The organism is Aeromonas australiensis (assembly GCF_000819725.1).
Lineage (GTDB): Bacteria > Pseudomonadota > Gammaproteobacteria > Enterobacterales > Aeromonadaceae > Aeromonas > Aeromonas australiensis.
Genome location: NZ_CDDH01000028.1, coordinates 73,310 through 87,706 on the forward strand (window position 1 = coordinate 73,310; position 14,397 = coordinate 87,706).

The window sequence follows — 14,397 nt, forward strand, 5'->3', positions numbered from 1 at the left end:
CCGTCAGAGTGATATTGCTCAGCAACACCTCTCATCCCTTTTGCCTTTTATGGCTGCTGCGAAGAACCAGGGTAGGTATCTACCCTGGTATTTTTTTATCTCACTCAGGCCCCTTGATTGGTCGCCACCCGAACCCCCATACGGAACAGATTGAATTCGCCGGGCGCCATCTTGACCCAGTTTTCATTGCCGGTCAGCGGACGGGTGGTGATCAGGGTCACCACATCGTTGGGGGTGGTCTCGCTTTGAAAGTCGATGGCGACATCCTCATCGAGCAGACGCGCCTCGCCAAAGGGCGCGCAGCGGGTCAGCCAGTGCAGGTTGTTGCTGCAGTAACTCATCACATACTCCCCGTCAGAGAGCAGCATGTTGAACACCCCGAACGCTCTGAGCTCATCACACAAGGTAGCGAGATAGCGAAACATGGCGGGAAAGTTGGCTGGACGCCTGGGATATTTTTGCTCCAGCCGATCAAGCAGCCAGCAAAAAGCGTGCTCGCTGTCGGTATCCCCCACCGGACGGTGGCGGCCGGTTGGCAGCTTCTTGTAACCGGTGAGCTGACCGTTGTGGGCAAAGGTCCAGTAACGGCCCCACAGCTCACGGGTAAAGGGGTGGGTATTTTCCAGTGACACACAGCCACGGTTGGCCTGCCTAATGTGGCTGACCACGGCGCAGCTCTTGATGGGCAGCGCCTGTACCAGTCTGGCGATGGGAGATTGGGCGCTGGGCTCGGGATCCTTGAAGGTACGAAAGCCCTTCCCCTCGTAAAAGGTGATCCCCCAGCCATCCTTGTGGGGCCCGGTCTTGCCGCCGCGCAGCATCAACCCGGTAAAGCTGAAGCAGATATCGGTCGGCACATTGGCACTCATGCCGAGCAGTTCGCACATATCCGGCAGACTCCTTTCATTATTTGGCTTGTGGCATGTTCGACCAGCACGCAGGTTCGATAGACAGCAGGGGAAGGCGCAATCCCTTCCCCTGTGACTGGCAGCACCGATCGATGACAAACCGTGCAACCTCTGGTGCCCTTGTCTGGTAGTTATGGCCTGATTACTTGGCCATCTCTTTTTCGACCAGCTGGATCAGGATGTGGATCACCTTGATGTGCACTTCCTGAATACGGTCGGCATAGCCAAAGTGCGGCACCCGGATCTCGACATCCGCCAGACCTGCCATCTTGCCGCCATCCTTGCCGGTCAGAGCGATCACTTTCATCCCTTTGGCGCGGGCCGCCTCGATGGCTTTCAGGATATTGCCGGAGTTACCGCTGGTGGAGATGCCAAGCAGCACGTCGCCACGACGGCCGACCGCTTCTACGTAGCGGGAGAAGACGTAGTCATAGCCAAAGTCGTTGGAGACGCAGGAGAGGTGGCTCGGGTCGGAAATGGCGATACCGGCATAACCCGGGCGGTTCTCGCGATAACGACCGGTCAGTTCTTCGGCAAAGTGCATGGCGTCACAGTGGGAACCACCGTTGCCACAAGAGAGCACCTTCCCCTCTTCTTTGAAAGAGTCAGCCAGCAGTTTGGCGGCCGCTTCGATGTTTTTCAGGTTCTGCTCATCAGCCAGGAAGGCCTGCAGCACGCTGGCAGCTTCGGTCAGTTCATTGCGGATCAATTCTTGGTACATGATGTCTCTTCCACTGTTTTTAGTGTGCGTGTAGATCGCGGCTATTCTCGCACAAGCGAATCGCACAGTCGCCCCCCTGCGAGCCACAGCGCTGACGGCGCGTGAGCGTTATGGAGATCACAGAGAGAAGGTAATGAAGATGTAAACAGCTTGATAACTTTGTGCGTATGAATTACAACAGGGGCCATATCCAACAGGTCAGACCTCTGGATCAGTTACGCCACGTTGGCAACCTAACCACGCAAGGAGCAAGCAATGACGACGACCCTCACTCTGCTCGGGGTGATCTTGGTTATCGGAGCCCTGGCCTATCGCCGGGTACCCCTGTTCATCTCCACCCTGGTCACCGGCGCCGCCCTGGTGCTTGGCGCCATCTATGGTCATGTGCCCTTGCTGGTATGGGCGCTGTTCGCGGTGATCGCCATCCCGCTCAATCTGGTGGAATTTCGCCGCAATCAAATAACCAAGCCGCTGTTCAAGATCTACAAATCGATCATGCCGGAGATGTCCCGCACCGAGAAAGAGGCGATTGAAGCGGGCACCACCTGGTGGGAAGCCGATCTGTTCGCGGGCAACCCGAACTGGAAAAAGCTGCACGCCATCCCGGTCAGCGCCCTCTCTGCCGAAGAGCAGGCCTTTATGGATGGTCCGGTCGAGGAAGTGTGCCGCATGGTGAGCGACTGGGAAGTGACCCACGAGCGCGCGGATCTCTCCCCCGAGGTGTGGCAATACCTGAAGGACAACAAGTTCTTCGCCATGATCATCAAGAAGAAATATGGCGGTCTGGAGTTCTCGGCCTATGCCCAGTCCTGCGTACTGCAAAAACTGACTGGTGCCAGTGCCGTGCTCGCCTCCACCGTCGGCGTGCCCAACTCGCTGGGCCCGGGCGAACTGCTGCAGCACTATGGCACTGACGAGCAGAAGGATTACTACCTGCCCCGCCTGGCGGTAGGTAAAGAGATCCCCTGCTTCGCCCTGACCAGCCCGGAAGCGGGCTCTGACGCCGGCTCCATCCCCGACTTCGGTATCGTCTGCAAGGGCGAGTGGGAAGGAAAAGAGGTGTTAGGTATGCGCCTCACATGGAACAAGCGCTACATCACGCTCGCCCCTATTGCTACCGTGCTGGGTCTGGCCTTCAAACTGCGTGATCCGGAACACCTGCTGGGTGAAGAGGAAGAGCTCGGCATCACCTGCGCCCTGATCCCCACTCACATCAAGGGTGTCGGCATCGGCCGTCGCCACTTCCCGCTCAACGTGCCATTCCAGAATGGCCCGACCCAGGGCAAGGATGTATTCGTCCCGCTCGATTTCATCATCGGCGGCCCGGCCATGGCCGGTCAGGGCTGGCGCATGCTGGTCGAGTGTCTGTCAGTCGGTCGCGGCATCACCTTGCCCTCCAACAGCACAGGTGGCGTCAAGATGCTGGCCCTGGCGAGCGGCGCCTATAGCCGCATCCGTCGCCAGTTCAAGCTGCCCATCGGCAAGATGGAAGGGATTGAAGAGCCGCTGGCCCGCATCGGTGGCAACGCCTACATCATGGGCGCCGCAGCCAACCTGACCGTGACCGGTATCGACCTTGGCGAGAAACCCTCGGTCATCTCCGCCATCGTCAAATACCACCTCACCGACCGTGCCCAAAAGTGCATCATCGATGCCATGGACATCCACGGCGGCAAGGCCATCTGCATGGGCCCCAACAACTATCTGGCCCGTGGCTATCAGGGTGCCCCCATCGCCGTGACGGTAGAAGGAGCCAACATCCTGACCCGCAGCATGATCATCTATGGTCAGGGCGCCATCCGTTGCCACCCGTATGTACTGCCGGAGATGCTGGCCGCCAGCCATCCCGACAAGGAGCAGGCGCTGAAGGATTTCGACAAGGCGGTATTCAGCCACGTCGGCTTTGCCATCAGCAACCTGGTACGCAGCTTCTGGTTAGGGTTAACCGGCGCCCGCTTTGCCGCGGCACCGTACAAGGATCAGACCAAGGGCTACTACCAGCAGCTCTCCCGCCTCTCGGCCAACCTGGCGTTCCTGTCAGACATGGCGATGGGCACCCTGGGTGGCGAGCTCAAACGCAAGGAGCGGGTCTCCGCCCGCCTTGGCGACGTGCTGAGCCAGCTCTATCTCGCCTCCAGCGCCCTCAAGCGCTATCAGGACGAGGGACGCCAGCAAGCCGACCTGCCGCTGCTGCACTGGGCACTGCAAGATGCCATGTTCAAGGCCCAAGAGGCGATCGACGAGCTGCTGCGCAACTTCCCGAACCGCTGGATTGGTCTTGCCCTGCGCGCCGTGGTGCTGCCGCTGGGTCGTGACCTGAAGCGCCCCTGCGACAAGCTGGACCAGCAAGTGGCCCGTCTGCTGCAAACCCCGAGCGAGACCCGCAGCCGCCTGGCCAAGGGCCAATACCTGACCCGCGAAGAGGGCAACCCCTTCGGTCTGCTGGAGCAGGCGCTCGATGACGTGCTGGCCGCCGAGCCACTGTTCGAAAAAGTCTGCAAGAGCGATGGCATCAAGCGTCCCTTCATGGCGCTGGACAAGGTGGCCGACATGGGTCTGGCTGCTGGCGTACTGACCCAGAGCGAAGCGGAGCTGCTGCGCCGCGCCGAGGTAAGTCGCCTGCGCACCATCAACGTCGATGATTTTGACCCCATCGATCTAGTGGCCAACAAGAAGCTGTTTGAAGCCTCCGCTTACCATCACGCGGCCTGATAACCAGCTATCGACAACGCCTCCCTTGTGGAGGCGTTTTTTATCTTCACTCACCCCTCTCAACAGCCTCCAATACCGCAGCTCCCCCGACCAGCCCCCTTCCCCGTGTCCTCACCAGCAAAACAGTGCACAATAGCCGCCAAACCGCATAACAAAGGAAACCAGGATGACCCTTGAGCAGCTGATCCTGTGGCGCCGCGACCTGCACCGCCTGCCGGAAGCGGCCTGGAAAGAGTTTCGCACCACCAGCCTGATTGCCCACCACCTGAGCGAGCTCGGTTATCGCATCGTGCTCGGCGACAAACTGCTGGCCAGCAATCTGATGATGGGCCGTGATGTGGATGTAGCGGCCGAGAAGGCTCGCGCCCGCCGTCAGGGAGCCCATCCCGACTGGCTGGAGCGGATCGGCGATGTCACCGGACTGATGGGAGAGCTGGATACCGGCCGTCCCGGGCCAACCCTGGCCTTTCGCTTCGATATCGACGCGGTGGAGGTAGAAGAGTCAGATGCCGAACAGCACCAGCCGCAGCAGGAGGGCTTTGCCTCCCACAACAAGGGGTGGATGCATGCCTGTGCCCACGATGGCCACACAGCCATCGGCATGGGGCTGGCCAGCCGGTTGATGGCGATGAAGGAGCAGCTTTGCGGGCGCATCAAGCTCTTCTTCCAACCCGCCGAAGAGGGGTGTCGCGGTGGCAAGGCGCTGGCGGCCGGTGGCGCACTCGATGATGTGGATGCCCTGCTTTCGCTCCATATCGGTATTCACGCTGGCAGTGGCGAGCTGGTGATCAACCCCACCGAATTTCTCTGCTCCACCAAGTTCGACGTCCACTTTATGGGCACCGCCGCCCACGCCGGGCTCGAACCCAACGCCGGCAGCAATGCGCTGGCAGCCGCCTGCATGGCCACCAGCGCCATGCTCGGTATTCCCCGCCACCGCGATGGCATGACCCGCATCAATATCGGTCAGCTCCACGCCGGGAGCGGCCGCAACGTCATCCCCGATCATGCCGAGCTGCGCGGTGAAACCCGCGGCGCCGATAGCACGCTCAACGACTACATGTTCAGTCAGGTACAGCGCATCGTCGAAGGTACCGCCCTCGCCCACGGCGTCACCTACCGCATCATCAAACAGGGCGAGGCCATTGCCCTCGACAACAGCCCGGCACTGCAGGCCGAGCTGGCGGCGCTGGCCCGCAAGCAGGGGCTCGCCACCATCCAGACTCGCCGCTTTGGCGCCAGTGAAGATGCCGGCTTTCTGATGGAGCGGGTGCAAAAACAGGGGGGTGAAGCCGCTTACCTGGTCCTGGGGGCCGATCTGGCCGCCCCCCACCACCACAGCGCCTTCGATTTCGATGAGCGGGTGATGCAAAGCGGGGTCGAACTGCTGGCGGCGTGGACCCACGCCCGACTGGCCGCCACATCCGCATAAGTAAAAAGCGGGAGCAACAATCACAGTTGCTCCCGCCTGACAAACCGTTCAACCACCGGCATTCACACTGCACACCACTACCCTGTGGTCAACAGCCCCTTGATCACTTCGGCATCGATCTGGGCGACCTGATTCTGGTCTCCCAGCACCCCTTCGGCCAGCTCTCGTTTCTGGGCATGCAATGCCACAATTTTCTCCTCCACCGTCTGCTCACACACCAGTCGATAAATGGTAACCGGCTCCGTCTGGCCCATGCGGTGCACCCGATCACTGGCCTGATCTTCCACCGCCGGATTCCACCAGGGGTCGAGATGGATAACGGTGTCGGCTTCGGTCAGATTGAGCCCAGTGCCTCCCGCTTTCAGACTGATCAGAAACAGCGGAATTTCCTCGCTTTTGAAACGCCCGATCGCCTCCTGCCGCAGTTTGGCACTGCAACTACCATCGAGATAACAGTAATCGAGGGATACCGCTTCCAGGCGCTTGCGCAACAGGGTTAGCAAATCGACAAACTGGCTGAACACCAGGATCCGGTGACCATTTTCGATAGCCTCCAATGCCAGCTCCATCGCGGCATCCAGTTTGCTCTGTGGCTGCTGCCAGTCAGGCACCAGCAATGCGGGTGAACAGCAGATCCGGCGCAAACGGGTGAGATTACTCAGCATCAACATCAGATTGTGCCCTTCGCCACTCTCCATTTGGCTGACGGCTTCACGACGACTCGCCTCATAAAGCGCCAACTCGGGGCCTGACAGCTCGACGTGGTGCACGATCTCGGTCTTCTGTGGTAGTTCGGTCAACACCTCGCGCTTGAGACGGCGCAGCACGAAGGGGGCGATCACCCCTTTCAACTGAGCAAGATGGGCCGGATCCCGGCTCGCTTTGCCAAACCGTTGTTTGAAATGGGTTTTATTGCCGAGCAGTCCCGGGTTTATGAAGTTGAACAGACTCCAGAGCTCCCCGAGGTGGTTTTCGACCGGGGTGCCACTGAGGGCGAGTCGAAACTCACCATCCAGCTTGAACAAAGCCTTGGCACGTGCCGTACTGGCATTTTTAATCTGTTGCGCCTCATCGGCCACGATGGTGGCCCATTTTATTTCACTCAACTCCCCATGACTGGTCACTAATCCGTAAGTCGTCAACAACAGGGAGCCCGGCCCCAGATTGGCCAACGCAGCGTCCCGATCCTGTTGTTCATTGAGCACCTGAACGGTCAGCTCAGGGGCAAACCGGGCCGCCTCTTCACACCAGTTAGCCAGCAACGAGGTGGGTACAATCACCAACGCGGGCCCCTGCTCTTTTCGAAGCCTCAGCAGCGTCAAGGCCTGGATAGTTTTGCCAAGCCCCATATCATCGGCCAGACAGGCGCCGAAGCGATGAAGTGCCAGGTTAGCCATCCACTGAACCCCGACGCGTTGATACTCCCGCAGCGGCGTCATCAGATCGGCTGGGCAGCATGCCTGCTGACGCCAGGCATCGGTCAAGGTGCGCCAACCTTGATCCCCACTGACCGTGCTTTGCTCAAGCAGATGCATCAGCGGATAGGCCAGCCGCTGGTTTACCTGCTGATTTTCATCCACCAGCGCCGCCAGCGTGCTCAACCGCGCGAGCAAGGCATCACTTAACATGAGCTGGGCTTGCTTGCCCTCCAGCGTGATGTAACGCCGGCCTCCGGCAATTTGACGCAGCAACATCCGCAGATCCAACACCTGTTGCTGATCGACCTGCAATTCGCCATCGATGGCAAACCAATCCTGTTGCTGCTCGATCCGCAATGTCAGTGACTCTTCACCCAGCAGATGTACCCGCTGGCTGTCACTGTGCCATTGCAAGCGAACCCCAAGTTCATCGAGGGCCGCGAACCGCTCCAGCATAGGGAGCATCTCAGCGCCATTCACTGACCAGGGGCCTTTGCCTGCCAGCCCCAGCGCTGTGGCCACGGCTTTGTTCAGCGTCTTTTCTTTCTTCAAGGCCCGCTGCCAGTAATGATGAGGAGTTTGCCAGTCTTTAATGAACTCGGCACCACTGCCCAAGGGCATGGCTTTGCCCCCGGGCAGCTGGTTGGCCAACAGCAAATGCAGAGACTCTTTTTGCAAATCAACCAATAGTGCCGCATCGAGGGGGCAAGGGCTTAGCCGGGTATGGCTTTGGAGCGCTGGATGCTCACTGACCCAATCGAGTTCTGGCTGATTATTGAGGGTGTCCGCCAATTGAGGCAACGCCTCGGCTGGCCATTCGGGCATCCGTTCAAGATGGGGCAACAGCATTTGTACCTGTGGCGGCACCGCCTCGACTTGCCACAAATCCGCCGCGATACGGGTGATTTTCTGGCCGCTATGTGACGACACCAGGTTACCATCGCCCATCAGGGTTGCTTGCCAGCGCCCTTTGCGCTCTTCAATAGCCACCAGTGGCGAATTGAACAGCAGGGCGAGCGGCGTCCCCTCGGCAGTTTGCAACCGGGGATGCTCCGCCAGCATCCGTAATGTGCCGATATCCGGTGTGCTGTAATAGTTCTTGCGCATGCTATGGGCAATGCGCAGATCCTGCTCGTCAGCCACCTCGGGATAGAGGTTATCGATATCCCACATATTGTGGATCACCCGACCACTGCTCCAGCCACCCTTGACACTCTCTTTCTGCAAGCGGCAGATCAGCTCCTTACCCAGCTTGTCCAGTTGCCACACCAGCCGCTCACGCTTTGTTACCTCATGCTGCGGCTGTGGCAAGGCGGCAAGCCAGCGCTCCCACCGGGCGGGACGGTTGATAGCAAAAATGGCCAGGGTGGTTGGCCGCTCCAGCAACAGACGCAGCAGATCCTGACAGAGCGCCATCAACAGATTCTCGGGAGACGCATTCAAAAAAGGGTCAACCCGCCAGCTAGTCAGCTCGCCAACATCACCGCCAGACTGCTGTGCCTGCCATAACAAGCAGAGCACCAGCCAGAGTTGCCCCAGCGGGAGATGGGGTCGGGAGCTAAATGCCTCAACCGGGCCACGCCAGTCACGCATCAGGAGGGGGGGAGTAACACGATCTTTCTCGCCCAACAGCTGCAAGGGCTCCACCAGCCAGGGACACTGTTGCTTCGCCCAGGTTATCGCGGGCTTTTGCCACTTGGTCAGATCGCCTCCCACCACTGCGAGCAGGCCACACCAGATCACGGTCAACCCCCCTGGGAAAAAGCCCTTCTCACCGGTTCGCGCTCGCCAGGTCAGCAATGCCAGCTCAAGCTCACCAACTTGCCCTGAAGCATCCCCTTTATAGTGACGCAGCAACTCGACAACCTCGTGCGGGCCGCTCGAATAGTCAGATGCCCGTTGCACCAGCAGACAATCCTGCTCGAATTGCATATAAGAGAGCTGCTCGGCGAGCTCGTCCCCCTCATCCTGCAACTCACTCCAAGGGTAGTAAGACGTGCCACTGAGAAACTCCTCCTCATGCCAACATCTTGCAATCACTTGTTGCACCGAGAGGGAGAGATAACCAAAGACCCGCGTAGCCCCTATGGCGCCGAATATCTCCCGGTCCAGCTCACGATGATGGAAACTGGCTTTTTTCCCCTGCATCAACGTCTTGGCATAAGAGGCATAACGCCAACTGGCAAAACGTAGCTCCAGGAGGAAAGTATCTGGCTGCGTGAAATGGAGATAGAGCAGATACCAGAACCCTTCTGGCAATAGCGTGTAACTACCGCTCACTCCCCGATGAATCATCTCGACCTCACTCAACTCGGCCAGGGCCTCTTTATCGGCCTTCTTGATCGAGTGACCCCGCGCAATGCCAATGTTGTTGAGCGTGCATTGCTCGAATCTGGCTACATAAAAGAGCAGCTGGTTATGGATGGACGTGAATTGCATGTCGGGTATCCTGGTACGATAGACAAGGGGTCAAGAGACAAGGTGGGGATTTTATACAAGAGGTAAGGCTATTCAGCACGCTTGCGGTTGGTATTGGGACGACCACCGGTCACCACATCGGCACGCCCCTCCTCCTTGGCCTTCTCGGCGCGCTTTTTGCGCATCTCGCGGGGATCGGCGATAAGCGGGCGATAAATCTCGATACGATCGCCGTCGTGCAGCGGCTCGCTCCGTTTCACCGGGCGGCTGTAGATACCAAACTTGTTGACCGCCAGATCGATCTCGGGGTGCTTTTGCACAATGCCGGACTGCTCGATGGCCGCCTGCACACAGGTTCCGGGCGCCACCCGCAGGGCAATCACCGTCTGCTGCTGGGGCAAGGCATAGACCACTTCGATATTGAGCTGATCAGACACCGTAGACCTCCTTCGCCCGGTTGGAGAAGGCGGAGACCATGGAGCTCACCAGATCGCGGAACACCTGACCAAAGGCCACCTCGATAAGCTTGGAGGTAAACTCGAAATCGAGATCAAACTCCACCTTGCAGGCGTCGACATCGAGCGGGGTAAAGGTCCACCAGCCCGCCAGCTTGCGGAACGGGCCATCCACCAGCTCCATCCTGATCTGACGATTCACATCCAGCTGATTGCGGGTGGTAAAGGTCTTGGCAATCCCCGCCTTGGCCACATCGACCGACGCCATCATGTAGTCGTCACCCGCCTCGTGGACACGGCTGCCAACACAGCCGGGCAAAAACTGCGGATAGGCATCCACATCATTAACCAACTTGAACATCTGTTCTGCACTGAACATCACCAGGGCACTGCGCGTAATTCGGGGCATGGCTTTTCCTCATCCAATCGGCGCGATTTTATCACCATGTTTCGGGTTGTGGAGGTAAAACCTCGACCAAACCGCTCAGAAAGCCACCACTTGACCCGCTGCGCGTTTTACAGCCGCCCCTGCCTACGTATAATACGACCCTCCTAGTCATTGCCGGAAATCGCCCGTCATGAGCAAAAAAAACAGTAAAAACAAAGCCGGGTCCAGCACCATTGCACTCAACAGAGCCGCCCGCCACGAATACTTCATCGAAGAGAAAGTCGAAGCTGGCCTGTCACTGCAAGGGTGGGAAGTCAAATCCCTACGGGCGGGCAAGGCCAATATCAGCGAAGCCTATGTCATCTTCTTGCAGGGAGAAGCCTTCCTGTTTGGTGCCAGCTTCCTGCCACTGCAAGCGGCCTCCAGCCACGTGGTCTGTGACCCGACCCGTACCCGCAAACTGCTGCTGAGTCGTCGTGAACTGGACAAGCTCGAAAGCCTCACCGCCCGTCAGGGCTACACCATAGTGCCGCTGGCCCTCTACTGGAAACAGTGCTGGGTCAAGGTCGAGATCGGTCTGGTGAAGGGCAAGAAGGAGCACGACAAACGCGAAGATACCAAGGCTCGCGAATGGGATCGGGAAAAATCCCGTATCATGAAGAACAAAAATCGCGGCTAATCCCCCCCCCACGAGCGCCAGACACAGGTTTATCTCCCCCCAGCGCAACTGAACACAGCTTCAGTTGCGCACAATAAATCGACAAACAGACTGATGACCAGAGGGAATGGGTATCAACGCCTTGCTATGACAGCATTTTTGCGTACAATCGCTTTTAACAACTTGGGGCTGATTCTGGATTCGACAAGATTCACGAAACCCAAGGTGCATGCCGAGGTGCGGTAGGCCTCGTTAATAAACCGCAAAAAAATAGTCGCAAACGACGAAAACTACGCACTAGCAGCTTAATAACCTGCATAGAGCCCTTCTCCCCTAGCTTGCCTGTGTCCTAGGGAATTGGAAGGTCATCCTTCACAGGATCGTGTGGAAGTCCTGCTCGGGGCGGAAGCATTAAAACCAATCGAGCTAGTCAATTCGTGGCGTGTCTCTCCGCAGCGGGTTGGCGAATGTAAAGAGTGACTAAGCATGTAGTGCCAAGGATGTAGTAATTTTGGACGGGGGTTCAAATCCCCCCAGCTCCACCAAACGTTTGGAAAGGGCCACCTCGCAAGAGGTGGCCCTTTTTATTTGTTCATATGGTTCACAAAGACCCAACCTGTTGGGTTTTCGAGATCACTCTCACGGATTGATGGCTCTACTGTGGAGGCAAAACCAGTAATATAACGCACTGGTTCATAAGGATTCGTCATGCGCTTAGAGGATGCCTGCAGCCAACATTTCACCTTCGAGATGCTGTTTCACTGTGGTGAAACTTGGCAACGCATCCAATGCCCAAACTTGCCTGAACAAACCGAGAGCTGGCTGGCCTACCGTGAACTGGCAACGCATATTCTCGACCCCCTGGTAGAAACATTTGGTCACCCATTGCTGACCTATGGGTTTTGCGGGGTAACACTGCGCAAAGCTATTCTTTCCAACCCCTCCCCCGGTATAGCCCCCACACTGGATCAACATGCAGCCTGTGAACTCAATCAGCGAGGAAGCGTTATCTGTCCTCGGCAAGGGGCCGCGGTTGATCTGATATACCCAGGGAAGAACAGCTATCAGATAGCCCTTTGGCTGGCGCAGCGCACCCCGTTTGATCGTCTCTATCTCTATGGCCCAGACCGGCCACTGCATATCAGCTATGGGCCCGAACAAAACCGCGCCTTGGTCGAACTCACCACTCACCATGGAAGACGAATGCCCAAGCGGCTGACACTCACCCAACTCAAAGGAATGTGCTGATGCTGACCCCCGAGCGCTTCACGCAACTGGTCGCTGCCCTGCCATACAAAAAAGTGCTGCCCGACGCGGTCTATCTGCACAAAGAGACCCTGGCCACAACCAGCCCACAGCTCTACCGTTTTGTCTATGCGGTGGCACAAGCGCTCAAACTGCCGGAGTGCGAATGGGATCTGGTCAAGTTGGCAAAGCAGGAGTTTCGGCTGTCACTGCTCAGCTACCCCACCTTCTTCGAAGAGGTCTACCCCAGCCTCAAGCAGAGCGTGACCGTTGATCTGGCCAAACTAAGCTATACCGTTACCCGCTACGACAGCCAGGACAATCCCCCCATTCTGCATCGCAAAGAGTGCATGCTGACCCCCGATCACCCACAGGCAGAGAGCTGTCGCCAGATCACCGAAGAGGGGGAGTTGGCAGGGCTTTACGATCATCCCCGCATGATTGGCTTCAAAGCCTCGTGGGAGCGGCTTATCGCAAGACATGGCTACCAACTGGTTGATGGGCGCCTGTTTCGCATCTCCGCCCTGCCGCCCGAAGAGGGGGGCCCACAAATTGATCGCCATAAAACCGCGTTGGTTCGCCATGAACTCTCGGCCCCCATGAAGATGCTGGCACGCCATGGTTATCTCAACGGCGACTATGCGCTGTTTGATTACGGTTGCGGCCGGGGGGATGACCTGCGGGAGCTGGAAGCACACGGTATTGATGCGCTGGGCTGGGACCCGAACTTTCGCCCGGATGGCGAGAAGGTGGTCTCCCATCTGGTCAATCTCGGTTTTGTGATCAACGTGATTGAAGATCAAGATGAGCGAATGGAGGCACTGCTCGGCGCCTGGGATCTGACCCAAACCCTGCTGGTCGTCTCGGCCATGCTGGCCAACGACAGCTTTATTGCCCAGTTCACCCCTTATAAAGATGGCGTTATCACCTCGCGCAACACCTTTCAGCGCTACTACAACCAAAGCGAGCTCAAGCACTACATAGACAGAACATTGGATGAAAATGCCATCGCCGTGGGGCCAGGCATCTTCTATGTGTTCAAAGACAAGCTCGAAGAGCAGCGCTTTTTGGCGCAGCGCCAACGCCGAAGCCACAGCTGGCAGCAGCTGACCTCGCCCACCCCCAACCATCAGGCTACTGCAGCACTGCTGATCGCTCGCCATCAACCGCTGTTTGAAGCCTTCTGGCAACGGGCGCTGACCCTTGGCCGAATTCCGGCCAATGACGAATTTGAACAAAGCGACGAGTTAAGAGAGATAGCAAGCAGCCATCGCAAAGCCATGACCCTGCTTGGCCAGCATTTTGACCTTGCCCAGTTAAAGCAGGCCGAGCTGGAGCGGCAGCAAGATTTGCTGGTCTACCTGGCACTCAACCTGTTTGGCAAACGCCAAACCTATACCCACTACTCCAGCGAACTGCAGCGGGATATCAAAGCCTTTTTCGGTGGCAACCCGCAGGCACAGCAGGCCGCCAAAGCACTGCTCTACCAGATTGCGGATATCGCCCTCATCAACCAGGCCTGCGAGCTGGCCCATCAACAGCTACCCAACAGCCTGCTCTATCCCAGCCATTCACTGCTGCTACACAAATGCTTTATTGCGCAATTACCGCCGCTGCTGCGTGTCTACCTCGGCGCGGCTTGCCAGCTCTACGGTGACTTGACCGATATCGACGTGATCAAGCTGCACATCCGCTCCGGCAAGGTGAGCCTGATGGGGTATGACGACTTCAGCAAACCCATCCCCCATCTGGTGGAGCGGGTCAAGATCAAGATGGCCGAGCAGGAGGTCGACTTCTTTGACTACATCAATGAGCAGACCCGGCCACCACTGCTCAACAAAAGCTATCTGATGGCATCGGATGATCCGAGCTTCAAGGCACAACGAGCACTGGAGCAAAGATTGAGCAAACTGCTTGGGATGGATCTGGAAACAGAGCATCACTTGAGTCGCCAACAATATGAATCCGCTCTCAAAGAGCAAAAAAGGCGAATTTCAGGCTTTCGTATTTGTAGCGTAAAAGAGTAAAATCAGCGCCCCAAA

At 57.9% G+C, this 14,397-nt stretch carries 10 protein-coding genes and 1 other RNA gene; 6 read left to right on the forward strand and 5 right to left on the reverse strand.

Annotation, left to right across the window (positions count from 1 at the left end; all coding sequences use genetic code 11):
• Positions 1–104: 104 nt before the first annotated feature.
• Both BN1117_RS04875 and lpcA read right to left on the reverse strand, forming a co-directional pair.
• Positions 105–887: a class II glutamine amidotransferase gene (locus BN1117_RS04875; RefSeq protein ID WP_040095301.1), complete on the reverse strand. Its 783-nt coding sequence runs from the start codon at positions 885–887 to the stop codon at positions 105–107.
• A gap of 163 nt (positions 888–1,050) precedes the next feature.
• On the reverse strand, positions 1,051–1,629 hold the full coding sequence (gene lpcA / locus BN1117_RS04880) for a D-sedoheptulose 7-phosphate isomerase (protein ID WP_005334485.1): 579 nt from the start codon (positions 1,627–1,629) through the stop codon (positions 1,051–1,053).
• Positions 1,630–1,884: 255 nt separating this feature from the next.
• Between lpcA and fadE the strand changes: the two genes are divergently transcribed.
• Positions 1,885–4,341, forward strand: a complete 2,457-nt coding sequence (fadE, locus tag BN1117_RS04885; protein ID WP_040095303.1) for an acyl-CoA dehydrogenase FadE — start codon at positions 1,885–1,887, stop codon at positions 4,339–4,341.
• A 166-nt stretch (positions 4,342–4,507) separates the two neighbouring features.
• On the forward strand, positions 4,508–5,773 hold the full coding sequence (locus BN1117_RS04890) for an amidohydrolase (protein ID WP_040095305.1): 1,266 nt from the start codon (positions 4,508–4,510) through the stop codon (positions 5,771–5,773).
• A 77-nt stretch (positions 5,774–5,850) separates the two neighbouring features.
• On the opposite strand, the gene BN1117_RS04895 is transcribed toward BN1117_RS04890, so the two are convergent.
• The 3 genes from BN1117_RS04895 to BN1117_RS04905 all read right to left on the reverse strand — a co-directional run bounded on the left by BN1117_RS04895 (position 5,851) and on the right by BN1117_RS04905 (position 10,473).
• A complete protein-coding gene (locus BN1117_RS04895; RefSeq protein ID WP_052441417.1) occupies positions 5,851–9,630 on the reverse strand; it encodes a DEAD/DEAH box helicase in 3,780 nt (1,259 codons plus the stop codon).
• Between the two features lie 68 nt (positions 9,631–9,698).
• Positions 9,699–10,046 carry an RnfH family protein gene (locus tag BN1117_RS04900; RefSeq protein ID WP_040095306.1) on the reverse strand — a complete coding sequence of 116 codons (348 nt, stop codon included), beginning with the start codon at positions 10,044–10,046 and terminating at the stop codon, positions 9,699–9,701.
• On the reverse strand, positions 10,039–10,473 hold the full coding sequence (locus tag BN1117_RS04905; RefSeq protein WP_005334496.1) for an SRPBCC family protein: 435 nt from the start codon (positions 10,471–10,473) through the stop codon (positions 10,039–10,041). Before BN1117_RS04905 ends, BN1117_RS04900 begins: the two co-directional genes overlap by 8 nt.
• 169 nt (positions 10,474–10,642) lie before the next feature.
• Between BN1117_RS04905 and smpB the strand changes: the two genes are divergently transcribed.
• The 4 genes from smpB (at position 10,643) to BN1117_RS04920 (ending at position 14,382) form a co-directional block, all read left to right on the forward strand.
• On the forward strand, positions 10,643–11,131 hold the full coding sequence (smpB, locus tag BN1117_RS04910; RefSeq protein WP_040095308.1) for an SsrA-binding protein SmpB: 489 nt from the start codon (positions 10,643–10,645) through the stop codon (positions 11,129–11,131).
• A 164-nt stretch (positions 11,132–11,295) separates the two neighbouring features.
• Positions 11,296–11,655, forward strand: a transfer-messenger RNA (tmRNA) gene (gene ssrA, locus BN1117_RS18890).
• Between the two features lie 163 nt (positions 11,656–11,818).
• Positions 11,819–12,358 carry a hypothetical protein gene (locus BN1117_RS19345; protein ID WP_156129876.1) on the forward strand — a complete coding sequence of 180 codons (540 nt, stop codon included), beginning with the start codon at positions 11,819–11,821 and terminating at the stop codon, positions 12,356–12,358.
• Positions 12,358–14,382, forward strand: a complete 2,025-nt coding sequence (locus BN1117_RS04920; RefSeq protein WP_040095312.1) for a DNA phosphorothioation-associated putative methyltransferase — start codon at positions 12,358–12,360, stop codon at positions 14,380–14,382. Before BN1117_RS19345 ends, BN1117_RS04920 begins: the two co-directional genes overlap by 1 nt.
• Positions 14,383–14,397: the final 15 nt, after the last annotated feature.